We start from the raw sequence: 15,831 nt of genomic DNA, 5'->3' as shown, positions 1-15,831 counted from the left end.
TTGTCGGGGTTGGCCACCGCCCGTAGCGTCGGCCGAATCTTTGAGTAAGTCGATGTGATGTACAAGACCCTGACCTCCCGGAACAACGACCGCGCAACCGCAACGCGGCGCGGTACCGCCACGGCGAACCCGTGGCATGCGTTGTGGGCGATGTTGGTCGGCTTCTTCATGATCCTCGTGGACGCGACGATCGTGTCGGTCGCCAACCCGTCCATCATGGCCGCGCTCGGCGCCAGCTATGACTCGGTCATCTGGGTGACGAGCGCTTACCTCCTCGCCTATGCGGTTCCGCTGCTCGTGGCGGGCCGACTCGGCGACCGGTTCGGACCGAAGAACCTCTACGTGGTCGGGCTGACGGTCTTCACTTTGGCGTCGCTGTGGTGCGGGCTGGCCGACAGCATCAACACGCTGATCATGGCGCGGGTCATGCAGGGTTTCGGGGCGGCTCTGCTCACACCGCAGACGCTGTCGACGATCACCCGCATCTTCCCGGCCGACCGGCGCGGTGTCGCGATGAGCCTGTGGGGCGCGACGGCGGGCGTGGCGACGTTGGTCGGTCCGCTCGCCGGCGGTCTGTTGCTCGACGTCCTGGGCTGGCAGTGGATTTTCTTCGTCAACGTGCCGGTGGGTGTCTTCGGGGTCGCTCTGGCCGTGCGACTGATTCCGCAATTGGACACCCAGGTGAAGCGGTTCGATCTGCTCGGTATGGCGCTGTCCGGGATCGGCATGTTCATGATCGTGTTCGCCCTGCAGGAAGGGCAGTCGCACAACTGGGCGCCGTGGGTGTGGGGCACGATCGCGGGCGGCATCGGCTTCATGGCCGCGTTCCTGTTCTGGCAGTACGTCAACCCCACCGATCCACTGGTTCCGCTCCGCATCTTTAGGGACCGTGACTTCTCGCTGTCCAACATCGGTGTGGCCACCATCGGTTTCGTCGTGACGGCGATGATCGTGCCGGTCATGTTCTACGCCCAGGAGGTGTGCGGACTCTCGCCTACCCGTTCGGCACTGGTGGTGGCGCCGATGGCCGTCGCGAGCGGCGTGCTCGCACCGTTGGTGGGCAGAATCATCGACAGGTCCCATCCACGCCCGGTGATCGGCTTCGGCTTCTCGCTGGTGGCGATCGCGATGACGTGGCTGTCCATAGAGATGACGTCCGCCACCCCGATCTGGCGGATCGTGCTGCCGTTGACGGTAGTCGGCGTGGGCATGGCGTTCATCTGGTCGCCGCTCGCAGCGACGGCCACACGCAACCTGCCGCCGCAACTGGCCGGGGCGGGGTCGGGCGTCTACAACACCACCCGTCAGGTGGGGTCGGTGCTGGGCAGCGCGGGTGTGGCGGCCTTCATGGCGTGGCGGATCAGCGACGAGGTGGGAGTGACGGGCGCGGAGTCGCCCGCGGGCGACAGCGCGAACCTGTTGCCGGCATTCCTGCAGGAACCGTTCGCGGCGGCGATGTCGCAGACGCTGTTGTTGCCGGCGTTCGTCGCGTTGTTCGGGGTGGGCGCGGCACTGTTCCTCCTCGGGTTCGGTAGTCCGCGGTCGGTGGAGTTCGACGATCCGCGCCCCGACCGCGACATCGGCAACGCCCCGGGATGGAGCGACGACGACGGGTTCGCCGTCGACCACGACGAGTACGTCGAGTACACGGTGTCGTGGGATGACTTGGAACCGGTCAGGACGCGTCGGCCTGGCGCCGAGTCCGATCCCGAGCCGGCCACCGAGCCGATGGCTTCCCGACCGCAGCACGTACTGCACGCGCCCGCGGACCTCTGGCACGACGAGCCCGTCGAGTCCTGGCGCCACGTGACCGACGAATACCCCGCCGTGGTCGAGGACACGCCGCCGGCAGCGCAGGACATCCTGGACTTCTTACGCGCCGCGGATACACCCGCGCCGAAGGTCCAGCCGATCGGATTCGCACACAACGGATTCCACGTCGACGATGAAAAGCACGTCCAGCCGGTGGCGCGGCCGCAGATCGCCGACCCGGCCGGCCGCCATGCGCGTCGTCTCGACGAGCGCGAACCGTCGCGGCACCGGGCGCGCGACGAAGAACCGGAGCCGCGGACGTTCTGGTTCGAGTCCAACGGCAGGCATGCCCGCGATGATCCCGATGACACGCCCCGCCACGGCAGACACTCCACCCCCTGGCCGGACTAGATCGTGGATGCGAACTAGCCGAAGAGCACCGCGGGGTTCAGGTAGCCGGTCGGATCGAACGCCGCCTTGACCGCGCGCATCGCCGCGATGTCCGCCGCGGTGCGTGACATCGACACATAGTCGCGTTTGCGGGTGCCGACGCCGTGCTCGGAGCTGACGTTGCCGCCCAATTCTGCGATCAGTGCCATCATCGCCGAATACAGATCGCGCTCGCGCTCGGACGCCAGCGCGCACCGCACGAGGTTGAGGTGCAGATTCCCTTCGCCGATGTGGCCGAACAACACCGGGATGGTGTCCGGTGAATGCTCGGCGACCAGGTCGACGGCTTGGCTCGCGAAGGCGGGAATCGCTGAAAGGGGCAGCGAGACATCGAATTTGAGCGGAGGCCCGTAAACGCCGAGCACTTCGGCGACGGCCTCGCGCACCTGCCAGAGCCGCTGCTGTGCGACCGTATCCACGCCGACCGCGGGTTCGCCGGCCAGCTGCGCCTCCTCGAGCGCCTCGGCGAGACGCTCGGTCTGGTCGGTGTCGCCCGCCAATTCGATCAGCAGCAGCCAGGCGCCCTCGACGGGCGCGGACACCCCGGCGTGTTCAGCGGTCAGCAGGCTCGCGCGGGCGTCGATCAACTCCAGCGCCGCGATAGGTTCCATCTCGCGGAACGCCCGGCCCGCCTCGATCAGCGCATCCAGGTCGGCGAACCCGCAAACCGCGGTCACCCGGCTGCGCGGGGCCGGATGCAGCCGCAGGTCCAGGCTGGTGATGACCCCGAGCGTGCCCTCGGCCCCGATGAACAGCGACGCCAGGTCGTAGCCGGTGTTGTCCATGCGGACCTGACTGTGGCGACGCACCACCGTGCCGTCGGGGAGCGCCACATCGAGGCCGACGACCTGTTCGCCCATGTTGCCGTAACGCACCGTGCGCAGGCCGCCGGCATTCGTCGACGCCATACCGCCGACGGTCGCCGAGTCGCGCGCGGCCAGATCGACACCGAACACCAGCCCCGCCGCCGTCGCCGCGTGCTGCACCTCGGCCAGAGTGACGCCGGCTCCCACGCGGATCCGTCGTTCCGCGACTTCGACCTCGCCGACGTCGCGCAGCCGTTCCGTCGACAGCAATACGTCGTCATGCTCGGGCACCGTGCCGGCCACCAGCGAGGTCCGTCCACCTTGGACCGTGACATACGCCCCCGCGTCGCGGCAGGCGCGCAGCACGTCGGCGACTTCGTCGGCCGACCCCGGCCGCACGAGCAGCCCGGCGTGCCCGCGGTAACGCCCGGTGTGGTCGACGCTACGGCCGTCGAGCACATCGGGGTCGGTGCTGACGTAGCCGGGCCCGACGATGTCCGCCAGCCGCTCGGTCAAGTTCATGCCGTGGGTCTATCACACGTGGTCAGCGACAGGAACGCGCCCAGTTCGACGAGGCGATCCGGTGTGCCGGGCAGGTATTCGGTGAGCAGCGGCGACTGCACGATGACACTGAGATATTTGGCCCGGCTCACCGCGACGTTGAGCCGATTCCGGTTGAGCAGGAACGCAATTCCGCGTGGCACATCGTCGGCCGACGATGCGGTCATCGACACGAACACCACCGGCGCCTGCCTGCCCTGAAACTTGTCGACGGTGCCGACCTCGACGCCGGTCAGCCCCGCGTCATCGAGGCGTCGCCGTACCGTCACGACCTGTGAGTTGTACGGCGTCACAACCATCACGTGCCGCTGAGCCAGGGGAACCGTGCCGCTTTCGTCGGTCCAAGCCGCGCCGAGCAGGCCGCGGATCTCGGCGACGATCGCATCGGCTTCCTCGGGGCTGTCGGTGGAGTTGCCGTCGTGTTCGACGCTGAGCACGCGCACCCCGGGCGCCTGCCCCTCGAGGCTGCGCGCCGCGGTCACCGTGTCGTACGACTGCAGCCTGCCGTCGTAGGACAGACGTGAGACCGCCGCGCACACGGTGGGGTGCATGCGATAGGACTGATCAAGGAAGTAACCCAATTCGGCTGGCAGCGTGTGCCTTCCGTCGATGAGCCAGCCCAATGCCGACGTGTCGACCGGTTCGGGATGGGTTCCCTGACTGACCTGGGGCAGCTGCTGCGGATCGCCGAGTAGCAACAGGTTACGCGCCGCCGGCGCGACGGCAACGGTGTTGGCGAGGCTGTACTGGCCGGCCTCCTCGACGACGAGCAGGTCGAGCGAGAGCCGCGGTACGCGTCCGGAATTGGCGAAGTCCCATGCTGTGCCGCCGATTACACAACCCTGCGTGTCGGCTATGAACGCGGCGTAGTCCTTCTCCTCGACCTGTCGCCACGGCATGTCGGCGCTCTTCTTCTTGCCCACCCGGTCGGGGTCGACACCCGCCTCGATCACGCCACCGAGCAGATTCTCGACCACCGCGTGCGACTGGGCCACCACGCCGACGCGCCACGCATTCTCGTTGACCAGTCGCGCGATCACCTTTGCGGACGTGAAAGTCTTGCCGGTGCCCGGCGGCCCGTGCACCGCCAGGTAGGACGAATCGAGATCCCTCAGCGCTGACGCGATGTCGTCGGCGATCACGCCGCTGCGAGGGAGTTCGCCGCCGTGGACGGTGCGGGGTGGACGGCGCAGCAGGATGTCGGTCACGGCGTCACACGGCAGGCTGGGGAGTCCGGCAGCCACGTCGGCCGCTGTCGCGTCGATCGACTCCTGCAGCGGCCTGGTGTTGATCGGCGGTCCCGGCGTCAGCGCGAAGGGCACCTGGTCGAACACGTCGCCGTCCTTGGGTGGTCTTTCGCAGACCACGACTTCGGTGGGCACCTCGGGGTCGTCGTAACCGATGACGGTGACACTTGCGAAACCGCGTCGGTCGGGATCGTCGGCGAGACCCGCGGGCGCGGGCGGGTCGTACAGCGCGTACATGCTGTTGGTCAGTCCGCCGTTCGCGAGGCTGCCGATCAGTCGCACATGTCGCTGGGGCTTGCGCGCTTTCGGCGGTTGGTGCCAGTCGTTGTCGATGACGGTCTTGTCGGCGATGAAGACGTCGCTGTTGTCCGCCCACTCGTCGACGGGGTTGTTGACGCGGTCGAAGTGGCCCCACCAGAACGGCTTTTCCTCGCGACGGTGAAAACCTCTGGCGGAAGCAATCATCGCGACAGCGGCTTGTTCGGCGCTCCGCGCTTCGACGCCGTCACCCGCGAATTTCATCAGCTTGCGTTCGAGATCGTCGCCGCGTTCGATCACGTCGTCGTCGCGCACGGGCTGCGGCCCGCGCGGCGGGACGCCGGATTCGATGGCGCGGGCCATCATCCAGTCACGCAGGCGGCCCGTCGAGCGGCAGTCGTAGACGTTGTAGTCCTCGATCTCCTTGAGCACGACGACCGCTTCGTCGGATCTTCCCTCGTCGCGCAGCGCGCAGTAACGCGCGTACTGCGTGATGGAATCTGCGGCGGTGGTCACTTCGCCGTCGCGCAATTCGTTGCCCATGTAGAGGGGTTCGAGGGATTTGATGCTGTAGTTCTCGGTTCCGACTCGAATGCTCTTGCGCACCAACGGATACAGGTCGACAAGTATGCCGTTGCGCAGCAGGTCGTCCACGTCGTTCTCGCCGACGCCGTAGCGACCGGCGAGCCGGAGCAACGTGCTCTTCTCGTATGCCGCGTAGTGGTAGATGTGCATGCCCGGGTAGCGCTTCAGCCGTTTGCGCACCATGGCCAGGAAATCGACCAGTGCCTTGCGCTCACTCGCGCGGTCGTGCGCCCAGAACGGATGGAACTCGTCGTTGACGGTGAGGACGCCCCACAGGTACTCCAAACCCCATTCGTGGCCGTCGACGGTCCACAGCGGGTCGCCCTCGAAATCGAAGAACAGATCACCCTTGTTCGCGTCGGGTAGCACCATCAACGGTTGCGCGTCGACGACCTCGTACGGCGGCTTGCCGTCCACCTTCGCAGTGGTCTGCAGCCGAGCTTGGGCTGCCAGTGTCGTCACGGTGCGCGCCGACAGTTCGGGCACGGGACCGGTGTGGGTGGCGAGGTCGGCGACGGTGACGATGCCCGCGTCGATCAGCCGGGCCCGCTGGCTCACCCGCATTCCCGCGACGAGCAGCAGGTCGTCGTGGGCGCGCACCTGAATCTCGCATTCCGGACAGCGGAAGCATGCGCGCACGTGCTCGTCTTCCCACGTGACCGCGGTCCCGCCGGCCAGGTGGTCGTCGAGCAGACGCTGCAGGCTGGTGCGCCTGCTCAGATACACCGGGAGCAGTTCGTCGACGCGGTATCCAGCCGTCGCGCCGTCACCGAGCACCAACTCGACCTCGGATGCCACCGGCACGCCTGCGCGGGCGAGGGTGTCGGCGTAGGCGGCGAGCTGCAGCAGCGCCTCGACCTTGACCGAACGCGCGAGCTTGGTGTCGCGCAGCCGGTACTCGTCGCCGTCGAGCACCAGGAAGTCCGCGAAACCGGCGAAGCGGCCGTCGAACATCGCGGCCTGATAGACGACGGGTGCGCGGCGTTCGACCGCGCGCATGGTCGCCTCGGCCGCTGCGGTCAGCCCGTCGACGGTGTAGTCGGGCCTGCCGATGACCGCGACGTTCTCCTCGGTCAGTGCGCGAAGCTCGTCGAGGTGGCGTTGTTCGTGCTCACCACCGAGCTTGGCGGTGCGGGCGAGCAATTCGTCTTCGATCGAGACGGCCGGGCCCCGGCCGAGTTTGGCGTCGAACGCGCGCAGCAGGGCGTACTCGCAGCGGGCGGCCGCCGCGAGATCGGATGCGCTGTAGATGACGCGGTCCTGCGTTCCGTGGGCGACAACGAACACGCTGTCACTGTAGGTGAGCGCAGTGACACCTCACCTCAGGCGCGAACGTGGGTTACCGGCACACGAAATGCCACCCAAGTGTGACGCAAATCCACACTCGTCCATTCAGGTCCGCATATTCATCCACAGCCCGGGCTGCACCGACGTCTCGACGGCCACTCGGTGTGGGACCTCGCGCCGAAGGTGGGCGCATGAAACAGGAACCCATGCCGTTCATCGGCACTGAAGCTCTAGCCGCCGGCACGGTGACGAGGCGGACGCTGGTCAGCCGCCACAGGATGCTCTATCGCAATGTCTATTTGGACAAGAGGGTGGAACTCGATCCGCAGCGACGCGCCGTCGCAGCATGGCTGTGGTCGCACCGCAACGCGACCGTCGCGGGCTTGTCCGCCGCGGCGCTGCACGGAACAAAGTGGATTGACGCAGCGCTACCGGCGGAGCTGGTCCGTCAGGACACCTGTGACGTCGACGGCATCGTGATTCACCGCGCGCGGCTGGCGGATGACGAGAGTTGCGTCGTGCAGGGGATACCGACGACGACGCCGGCGCGCACAGCATTCGATCTTGGGCGTCGAGACTCGCTGCAAACGGCGATCATCCGCCTGGATGCGCTGGCGAATGCGACAGACCTCAAACCGCACGAGGTCGTAGGCGTTGCGGCCGACCATCGCGGTGCCCGCGGAGTTGTGCAGTTGCGGCGTGTTGTGGAACTGATGGACGGGGGCGCTGAGTCTCCGCAGGAGACCAGCACGCGGCTGCTCCTCATCGCTGCTCGTTTCCCCAAACCCCGAACCCAGATCATCGTCGTCGGCGAGTACGGCTCGTTCGTCGGCCGCATCGACATGGGGTGGGACGAATGGAAGGTGGGCGTCGAGTACGACGGTCCGCAGCACTGGGACGACCCGGAACAGCATGCGCGTGACATTGACCGCTTGGCCGAATTGGCCGCACAGGGCTGGTTGATCATCCGGGTGAGCCGCGACCTTCTGCGCTATCGACCGCACGTTTTTCTAGCGCGCGTGCGGGACGCGATGCGTTCGGTCGGATGGCCCGGTGCCGACGACATACGACTCGACGCACGCATCGCTTGGCTCGATCCGGCCAACCGAGTGTGGGCTTAACACACGCTCGCGCGCAAGACACGTGCGGGTAATCCACGTTCGGCGCAGAAGTTAACCCGTGTTGCCGATCAGCTCGACGCCGTTGCCGTTCCAGCGGAACCGCACCACGCTGTCCAGCCCGGAGACTCCGTTGGAGTAGCGCAGGGCGACGGTGTCTCCAGTGGTCACGGCATTGTCGATGCCGTTGAAGCCATACGTATCCGGCACTCCGGACGGGATGAACTGGCCGAGGTGGAACATGACGGCCCGGGTGTTGGGGTTCTCCGCATTGGTGTTCGCTTTGACGATCACCACCGACAGCTGCGCGCACTGGTTGTAGTTGCCCGCCACCGGCTCGGGACTCCAGCCCTGGTTGCTCCGCGGGTCACGTGGCAACTCCGACACCGCGCTGGCGATCTCGGGCGCGGCCAGGTTGACCTCACACGGATCGGCTTCGGTGGCCGGGGTGGCTGCAGGCGCCGACGGCGCGGACGGCGCGGGCGCGCCCGCCGGGGGCGGCGTGCTCACCGGAGGCGGGCCGGGAGTCTTGGAGGCCGTGGAGTCGCTGGACCCGCACCCGGCAATTGCGGATGCCACTGCGACCGTCACCAAACAAATCTTGACCGCCGACTTCACGTTGCGCACCGTACCGAAACCTTCCTCGGCGATCGGGCAGGCCGCGCGGCGGGTCGGGCACGTGACGGGCACTAGACTCATCGACTGATGACGTCCCCCGACCCGGACGAGAACCGGGTAGATCTGACCTTCGAGGACCTGCAGATGCACCCTTCGGTGCTGCAGGCCGTCAACGAGGTCGGCTATGAGTCACCGTCGGCCATCCAGGCCGCGACGATTCCGGCGATGCTGAAAGGTTCGGACGTCGTCGGGCTGGCGCAGACGGGCACCGGCAAGACCGCGGCGTTCGCCATCCCGATCCTGTCGAAGATCGACACCGACAGCCGCACCACCCAGGCGCTGGTGCTGGCGCCGACGCGCGAACTCGCACTACAGGTGGCCGAGGCGTTCAGCCGGTATGGCGCCCACCTGCGGGTCAATGTCCTGCCGGTGTACGGCGGATCCTCGTACGGCCCCCAACTCGCCGGGCTGAAGCGCGGCGCGCAGATCGTGGTCGGCACCCCGGGCCGGGTGATCGACCACCTGGAAAAGGGCACGCTCGACCTCACCCACCTCGACTATCTGGTGCTCGACGAGGCCGATGAGATGTTGCAGATGGGCTTCGCCGAGGACGTCGAGCGCATTCTGGCCGACACCCCTGAGTACAAGCAGGTCGCGTTGTTCTCGGCGACCATGCCGCCGGCGATCAAGAAGATCACGTCGAAATACCTGCACGACCCGGTCGAGGTGACGGTCAAGTCCAAGACCCAGACCGCCGAGAACATCACGCAGCGGTATGTGCAGGTGTCGCACCAACGCAAGATGGACGCGCTGACCCGCCTGCTCGAGGTCGAGCAGGGCGACGCGATGATCGTGTTCGTCCGTACCAAGCAGGCCACCGAGGAAGTCGCCGAAAAGCTGCGTGCGCGTGGATTTTCCGCCGCGGCGATCAACGGCGATATTCCGCAGGCGGTCCGCGAGCGCACCATCAACTCGCTCAAGGACGGCAGCCTTGACATCTTGGTGGCCACCGACGTGGCGGCACGCGGCCTGGACGTCGAACGCATCTCGCATGTGCTCAACTACGACATCCCGCACGACCCGGAGTCCTACGTGCACCGCATCGGACGCACCGGTCGGGCGGGCCGATCTGGTACCGCGTTGTTGTTCGTCACACCTCGAGAGCGCCATCTGCTCAAGTCCATCGAGCGGGTCACGAGGCAGAAGCTCGTCGAGATCGATTTGCCCTCCGTGGACGACGTCAATGAGAAACGCGTCGCCAAATTCCTGGACTCGATCACCGCGGCGCTCAATGCGCCCGGAATCGATCTGTTCCGCCAGCTGATCGAGGGCTACGAGCGCGATAACGATGTGCCCATGGCGGATATCGCCGCGGCGTTGGCTCTGCAGAGCCGCGACGGCGAAGAGTTCCTGATGACCGAGCCGCCGCCGGAGAAGCGTCGCGAACGCCCCGACCGCGGTCCGCGTGAGGACGGTCCGCGCAAGCCGCGCGAGCGGCGGGGTGATTTCGCGACCTATCGCATCGCGGTCGGCAAGCGCCACAAGGTGATGCCGGGTGCGATCGTCGGCGCCATCGCGAACGAGGGTGGCTTGCACCGCAGCGACTTCGGGCACATCTCGATCCGGCCCGACCACTCCCTGGTGGAGCTGCCGGCCAAGCTGTCCCGCGAAACGATGAAAGCCCTTGAGCGCACTCGCATACAGGGCATCCTGATCAACCTGCAACCTGATCGTCCGCCACGAAAAGGCGGGAAACCCGGCCACAAAGCCAAATGACCGTATCGAACAGCGTCGCTCAAGGCGGACTGGAATCGGTCGCAAAGGCCGAGCGGGTCTCATCGCTCACCGGCGTCCGGGCCGTGGCGGCGCTGCTGGTCATGCTCACCCATGCCGCGTACACCACCGGCAAGTACACGCACGGTTATATCGGTCTGGTGTGGTCGCGCGCCGAGATCGGCGTGCCGATCTTCTTCGTGCTCTCCGGGTTTCTGCTTTTCAGCCCGTGGGTGAAGGCTGCCGCGACGGGTGACGCCCCGCCCTCGGTGCGCCGCTACGCCTGGCATCGGGTGCGGCGCATCATGCCGGCATACGTCGTCACGGTGCTCGCTGCATATCTGCTGTACCACTTCCGCACGGCAGGGCCCAACCCCGGCCACACGTGGGAAGGGTTGTTCCGCAACCTCACCCTGACCCAGATCTACACCGACAACTACCTGTATTCGTTTCTGCACCAAGGGCTTACGCAGATGTGGAGCCTGGCGGTCGAGGTGGCGTTCTACATCGCCCTACCGGCGCTGGCCTACCTACTGCTCGTGGTGTTGTGCCGCAGGCAATGGCGGCCGGGTCGGCTGTTGGCGGGACTTGGCGCGTTGGCGTTGCTCACCCCGGCGTGGCTGATCCTGGTGCACACCACCGACTTCCTGCCCGATGCCGCGCGGCTATGGTTGCCGACATATCTGGTGTGGTTCCTCGGCGGCATGTTTCTCGCGGCCCTGCAGCCACTCGGGGTGAGGGCATACGGGCTGGCATGCATCCCGCTCGCCATGGTCTGCTACTTCATCGTGTCCACGCCGATTGGCGGTGAGCCGACGACGTCACCGGCGGAACTGCGTGAGGCGTTGGTGAAGGCGGGCTTCTACGCAGTGATCGCCACGCTGATGGTGGCGCCGCTGGCGCTGGGGGACCGCGGCCTCTACGCGAGGTTCTTGTCGTCACGGCCCATGGTCTTCCTCGGCGAGATCTCCTACGAGATCTTCCTGATCCACCTGCTCACGATGGAGCTGGTGATGGTCGAGATTTTGCGGTATCCGATCTACACCGGCTCGATGGGGTGGCTGTTCATCGTGACGTTCGCGGTGACGGTGCCGATGGCCTGGCTGTTGCACCGAGTCACCCGCGTGCGCACCGCTTAGGAGTCTGGGTCAGCACTCCGAAGGGCCTTCGCGTCGTGGTTGTAGGCCACTCCGATCCCGGAAACGATCGGCCCAATCGCGACATTGGGGCCGGCGGTTGTGGTTGTGTCATTGTCGTCGGTAGCCGTCTCACGGGAGGGCTCCCAACGCCTCTACGAAGGGAGCGAGAATGGTGAAAGCGAGCCGCGCTGCACGGCGTGCAGTGGCTGCAGTGATCGGTAGCGGGGCGGTGGCCGGCGCGATGCTGTTCGGGGGCGCCGCAATGGCATTTGCTCAACCCACGCCCGTCCCGCCGCCTCCGCCGCCTCCGGCGCCTGGGGCCCCGCCGCCTGGGTGCACGGCGGCCGACCTGGCGCAGGCGTCGGGCACAGTCGGAACGGCGACGGGGCAGTACTTGTTCACCCACCCGGACGTCAACAACTTTTTCACCAGTCTCCGTGGGCTGCCGAACGAGGAACTCCGCGGCAGGGTGCAGACATATATGGACGCCAATCCTCAGGTTGAGGCCGAGCTCAACGCGATCCGTCAGCCGGTGACGGATCTGCGGACTCGCTGCGACGCGCCAGCCCCTTTGGATAGGTAACGACATGAGCGTTGCCACGCTCATCTTTCGGCTTGATGCGCCAATCGAGCGCCTGTGAGGAGATAACCGAAATGACCCGATGGACACGATCCTGGGCTATCGCGGCGGCGAGCGTCTTCGCCCTCGCCGCCGTCCCCGGGGCGATCGTCACCGTTAACGCCCCGGGGATCGCAAACGCCGACGTGTGCGTGAGTGCGGGCCGCCGGGTATCTGTGAGTGGCTGCGCGAATATCGCCGACGCCGTTGCGCCTTACGTTCCGCCGCCGGCGTACTACGCGCCCATGCCGTACGACCCGCCGCCGCCCCCGAACGTCAGCGCGTGTGTCGGCTACAACGGCCGGTGGGTCAACGCCTCCGGATGCAACTAGACCGCCGTTCTACCTAGCGGTCTCGCGGGCCGCGGGCAACACGATCGGCACGACGAACTCCTCGAGCATCGCCCGCTCGTCGTCCTCGTCATGCCCGGGGAAGAGCATCAGCGACGTCATGACGCGCACCAGCCAGCGTGACCGGTGTGCGACCAGTTCGGGGTTGTCGGGTCCCAGCGAGATGACGAACGCCTCGGTCAACGCCTTGATGACCTCAGATTCCTCGGCCATCTCCGCGCCGATCGGTCGCTGCGTTGTCGCGAACCACGATGCCAACGCGGGACTTTCGCGAACATTACGCAGCGAGGCGATCATGCCCTCGATCAGACGCTCACGGGGATCGACCAGCGCGGTGATCTGATCGGTCATCTCGCGATAGAGCCGGTAGGCCTCACGGTGTACATACGCGGTGTAGAGCGCTTCACGGTTCTCGAAGTACCGGTACAGCGTCGCGCGCGAGCATCCTGCGGCGGAGGCGATTTCGTGCATGCCGACGGTCGCGGCCTCTTTTGCGGCGAACAGTTCACCCGCCGCGTCGAGGATCCGGTCGGCGGCGACCTCGGTCCGCCGTGCCGCCAGCCAGTCGCCCGCCATCAGCGGATGACCGTGAACGGAACTGACAGCGGCCGGCGCACGTAACTGCCTCCGGCCCAGACGATCCCGTCCTCGTCGACCTGGAAGTCGGGGATTCGCGCCAGGAGCTCGGTCAGCGCGACGCGGGACTGCATCCGGGCGGCGGCGGCACCGAGGCAGTGGTGGGCACCGTGGCTGAAGGTCAGGATGTTGCGCGGTTTACGCGTCACGTCGAGCTCGCCCGCATCGTCGCCGTACTGGCGTTCGTCGCGGTTGGCCGATCCGTAGAGGAGCATCACCCGCCGTCCCTCGGGGATGGTGGTGTCTGCGACCGTGACGTCGCGGGTCACCGTCCGGCCGAGCATCTGGACCGGCGAGGTGAGACGCAGGAACTCATCGATCGCGTCGGGGATCAGATCGGCGTTGTCGGCCAGCAGCTTTCGCTGGTCGGGCCGCTGGTGCAGCAGTTGCACGGAGCCGCCGAGCATGCCGGTTGTGGTGTCGTTACCACCCGTGACCATGGTGAAGGTGAACGCGAGAATCGACAGCACGCCGGCGATGTCGCCGTCGGCGCCGACACCCGCCGCCACCAGGTGCGAGACCGTATCGTCCTCGGGGTCGACGCGACGCTTTTCGATCAGCGCGGTGAAGTAGGCCATCATCTCGCCCAGCGCATCACCCAGATGCTCGAGCGCTCCACCGATGCCGCCCTCGGCGGTGTTGGCCGCGACGATTGCGTCAGTCCATCCGTCGAACTTGTCGCGGTCGCCTTCCGGCACGCCGAGGTAGTGCGCGACGACCATCGATGGCAGCGGCTTGAACAGTTCGGCGACGATGTCGCCGCCACCGTTGGCACGGATGCGCTCGACTCGCTCTATCACGTACTCGCGCACCTTGGGCTCGACGGCCTCGACCTGACGAGGTGTGAAGCCACGCGACACCAGCCTGCGGAACTCGGTGTGCACCGGCGGATCTTGCATGACCATCGGCGGGTTGTCGGCCAGGCCGATGAGATCGAGTTCGCCGTAGTTGACCGTCAGACCCTGGGCCGAGGAGTAGGTCTCGTGATCGCGCGCCGCCGCAAAGATGTCAGCATGCCGCGACATGACGTAGTAGTCGTGGTCGGGTTTGTCGTCGGGCACGACGTGGTGGACGGGGTCGTGGTCGCGCAGCGCCCGGTACATACCCCACGGGTTGGCCCAGGTGCTGGCGGTGGCTAGCTGAAAACGGACCGGAGAGCTCTGAGACAGAGTTGCCGTCATGTCTCATTGGTACGACAACCCACCCCGAGTGTCAATAGGTAGAAGCAGACTGGCCGATTTGTCGCAGATAACGCACAGCGGTCAGATCGCGGCCCCGGGATTCAGGATGTTGTCGGGGTCCAGCGCCGCTTTGATGCGCCGATTGAGCTCCATCGCATCCGGGCCGATCTGGCCCTCGAGCCAGGGGCGCTTCAACCGGCCCACGCCGTGCTCGCCGGTGATCGTGCCGCCGAGTCCGACGGCCAGATCCATGATCTCGCCGAACGCTTGGTGGGCGCGTTCGGTCATCGCGGCGTCCGCAGGGTCGTAGACGATCAGCGGGTGGGTGTTGCCGTCGCCGGCGTGCGCGATCACCGAGATCAACAGGTCGTGATTCGCGGCGATCTTCGCCACGCCGCCGACCAGCTCTGCCAGCGCGGGCAGCGGAACGCCGACGTCCTCGAGCAACAACGAACCCTTCATCTCCACAGCGGGTATGCAGAATCTACGAGCCGCGACGAACGCCTCACCCTCGTCGGGATCCGCGGTCGTGAACACCTCTTTCGCGCCGTACTTGGTGAACACCCCGGCCATGAACTCGGCATCCTCGACTCCGGTGGCGCCGCGGTCGTCGGTCGCCGCGACCATCATGGCGGCGGCGGTCCGGTCCAGCCCCATCCGCAGCTTGTCCTCGACGGCGTTGATCGACGCCGAATCCATGAACTCCAGCATCGAGGGCCGCATCTTGCCGGTGATGGTGACGACGGATTGCGCTGCGGCCTCGACGGAATCGAACGTGGCGACGACGGTGCTGGCCACCCGCTGCGGCGGAAGCAGGCGAAGTGTCACCTCGGTGATCACGCCGAGCGTGCCCTCGCTGCCGACGAACAGTTTGGTCAACGAGAGCCCGGCGACATCTTTCAGACGCGGACCGCCGAGTCGCACCGCGGTGCCGTCGGCCAAGACCACCTGCAGCCCGAGGACGTAGTCCGTGGTGACCCCGTACTTCACACAGCACAGCCCGCCGGCGTTGGTGGCGATATTGCCGCCGATGGAACAGATCTCGAACGACGACGGATCCGGCGGATACCACAGCCCGTGCTCGGCGACCGCGGCCTTGACCTCGGCGTTGAGCAGGCCGGGTTGCGCGACGGCCGTGCGTGTCACCGGGTCGACGGTGATGTCGCGCATCTTCTCGGTGGTCAGCACGATCGCGCCGTTCAACGCCGTTGCGCCGCCGGACAATCCGGTGCCCATACCGCGGGGCACGACGGCCACGTGGTTGGCGGTGGCCCACCGCAGCGTCGCCTGCACGTCTTCGGTGCATCGCGGCCGCACCACGGCCAGTGGTGTTCCCGCATTCGGGTCGAAGGCGCGGTCCTGGCGGTAGGACGCCAGGATGTCGGGATCGGTGACGACGGCACCTTCGGGTAGCTCGGCGATCAGGTCGGCCAGCGCATCCGCACTCATGA

General features: G+C 66.7%; 12 protein-coding genes. 6 read left to right on the top strand and 6 right to left on the bottom strand.

The annotated features are described in order from the left end of the window. Positions 1 to 57 precede the first annotated feature (57 nt). Positions 58 to 2,163, top strand: a complete 2,106-nt coding sequence (locus G6N42_RS14080) for an MFS transporter (RefSeq protein ID WP_163730146.1) — start codon at positions 58 to 60, stop codon at positions 2,161 to 2,163. Between the two features lie 14 nt (positions 2,164 to 2,177). On the opposite strand, the gene G6N42_RS14075 is transcribed toward G6N42_RS14080, so the two are convergent. Next, positions 2,178 to 3,530, bottom strand: a complete 1,353-nt coding sequence (locus G6N42_RS14075) for an FAD-binding oxidoreductase (protein WP_163730145.1) — start codon at positions 3,528 to 3,530, stop codon at positions 2,178 to 2,180. Continuing rightward, entirely contained in the window at positions 3,527 to 6,946 is a 3,420-nt protein-coding gene (locus G6N42_RS14070) for a TM0106 family RecB-like putative nuclease (protein ID WP_163730144.1), read from the bottom strand. The genes G6N42_RS14075 and G6N42_RS14070 overlap by 4 nt, the downstream gene beginning before the upstream one ends. 191 nt (positions 6,947 to 7,137) lie before the next feature. On the opposite strand from G6N42_RS14070, the gene G6N42_RS14065 reads away from it, so the two are divergent. After that, positions 7,138 to 8,067, top strand: coding sequence for an endonuclease domain-containing protein (locus tag G6N42_RS14065; RefSeq protein WP_163730143.1), 930 nt, complete (start codon positions 7,138 to 7,140; stop codon positions 8,065 to 8,067). Between the two features lie 51 nt (positions 8,068 to 8,118). On the opposite strand, the gene G6N42_RS14060 is transcribed toward G6N42_RS14065, so the two are convergent. Next, positions 8,119 to 8,763 carry an LppP/LprE family lipoprotein gene (locus tag G6N42_RS14060; RefSeq protein WP_163730142.1) on the bottom strand — a complete coding sequence of 215 codons (645 nt, stop codon included), beginning with the start codon at positions 8,761 to 8,763 and terminating at the stop codon, positions 8,119 to 8,121. 6 nt (positions 8,764 to 8,769) lie between these two features. Here G6N42_RS14060 and G6N42_RS14055 point away from each other — a divergent pair, with 6 nt between their 5' ends. The 4 genes from G6N42_RS14055 (at position 8,770) to G6N42_RS14040 (ending at position 12,545) form a co-directional block, all read left to right on the top strand. Further along, a complete protein-coding gene (locus G6N42_RS14055) occupies positions 8,770 to 10,458 on the top strand; it encodes a DEAD/DEAH box helicase (protein WP_163730141.1) in 1,689 nt (562 codons plus the stop codon). Continuing rightward, on the top strand, positions 10,455 to 11,594 hold the full coding sequence (locus G6N42_RS14050; protein WP_163730140.1) for an acyltransferase family protein: 1,140 nt from the start codon (positions 10,455 to 10,457) through the stop codon (positions 11,592 to 11,594). Before G6N42_RS14055 ends, G6N42_RS14050 begins: the two co-directional genes overlap by 4 nt. Positions 11,595 to 11,763: 169 nt before the next feature. Continuing rightward, on the top strand, positions 11,764 to 12,177 hold the full coding sequence (locus tag G6N42_RS14045; protein ID WP_163730139.1) for a heme-binding protein: 414 nt from the start codon (positions 11,764 to 11,766) through the stop codon (positions 12,175 to 12,177). Positions 12,178 to 12,248: 71 nt separating this feature from the next. After that, a complete protein-coding gene (locus tag G6N42_RS14040) occupies positions 12,249 to 12,545 on the top strand; it encodes a hypothetical protein (RefSeq protein ID WP_163730138.1) in 297 nt (98 codons plus the stop codon). 9 nt (positions 12,546 to 12,554) lie between these two features. Here the strand turns inward: G6N42_RS14040 and G6N42_RS14035 are convergent, their stop codons facing one another. From G6N42_RS14035 to G6N42_RS14025, 3 genes are all read right to left on the bottom strand, one after another. Continuing rightward, entirely contained in the window at positions 12,555 to 13,139 is a 585-nt protein-coding gene (locus tag G6N42_RS14035) for a TetR/AcrR family transcriptional regulator (protein ID WP_163730137.1), read from the bottom strand. Then, entirely contained in the window at positions 13,139 to 14,380 is a 1,242-nt protein-coding gene (locus G6N42_RS14030) for a cytochrome P450 (protein ID WP_163730136.1), read from the bottom strand. The genes G6N42_RS14035 and G6N42_RS14030 overlap by 1 nt, the downstream gene beginning before the upstream one ends. A gap of 81 nt (positions 14,381 to 14,461) precedes the next feature. Continuing rightward, complete coding sequence (locus G6N42_RS14025; RefSeq protein WP_163730135.1) at positions 14,462 to 15,829, bottom strand: FAD-binding oxidoreductase; 1,368 nt, start codon at positions 15,827 to 15,829, stop codon at positions 14,462 to 14,464. Between the last annotated feature and the right edge of the window lie 2 nt (positions 15,830 to 15,831).

Origin of the sequence: Mycobacterium gallinarum (assembly GCF_010726765.1) — a bacterium.
GTDB lineage: Bacteria > Actinomycetota > Actinomycetes > Mycobacteriales > Mycobacteriaceae > Mycobacterium > Mycobacterium gallinarum.
The sequence above is the reverse complement of the archived record's forward strand: the minus strand, read 5'-3'. Positions and strand labels throughout refer to the sequence as shown.

Coding starts and splice junctions, on each gene's coding strand:
- G6N42_RS14080 (WP_163730146.1), top strand. CDS start 58: ATGTACAAGACCCTGACCTCCCGGAACAACGACCGCGCAACCGCAACG.
- G6N42_RS14075 (WP_163730145.1), bottom strand. CDS start 3,530: ATGAACTTGACCGAGCGGCTGGCGGACATCGTCGGGCCCGGCTACGTC.
- G6N42_RS14065 (WP_163730143.1), top strand. CDS start 7,138: ATGAAACAGGAACCCATGCCGTTCATCGGCACTGAAGCTCTAGCCGCC.
- G6N42_RS14060 (WP_163730142.1), bottom strand. CDS start 8,763: ATGAGTCTAGTGCCCGTCACGTGCCCGACCCGCCGCGCGGCCTGCCCG.
- G6N42_RS14055 (WP_163730141.1), top strand. CDS start 8,770: ATGACGTCCCCCGACCCGGACGAGAACCGGGTAGATCTGACCTTCGAG.
- G6N42_RS14050 (WP_163730140.1), top strand. CDS start 10,455: ATGACCGTATCGAACAGCGTCGCTCAAGGCGGACTGGAATCGGTCGCA.
- G6N42_RS14045 (WP_163730139.1), top strand. CDS start 11,764: ATGGTGAAAGCGAGCCGCGCTGCACGGCGTGCAGTGGCTGCAGTGATC.
- G6N42_RS14040 (WP_163730138.1), top strand. CDS start 12,249: ATGACCCGATGGACACGATCCTGGGCTATCGCGGCGGCGAGCGTCTTC.
- G6N42_RS14035 (WP_163730137.1), bottom strand. CDS start 13,139: ATGGCGGGCGACTGGCTGGCGGCACGGCGGACCGAGGTCGCCGCCGAC.
- G6N42_RS14030 (WP_163730136.1), bottom strand. CDS start 14,380: ATGACGGCAACTCTGTCTCAGAGCTCTCCGGTCCGTTTTCAGCTAGCC.
- G6N42_RS14025 (WP_163730135.1), bottom strand. CDS start 15,829: ATGAGTGCGGATGCGCTGGCCGACCTGATCGCCGAGCTACCCGAAGGT.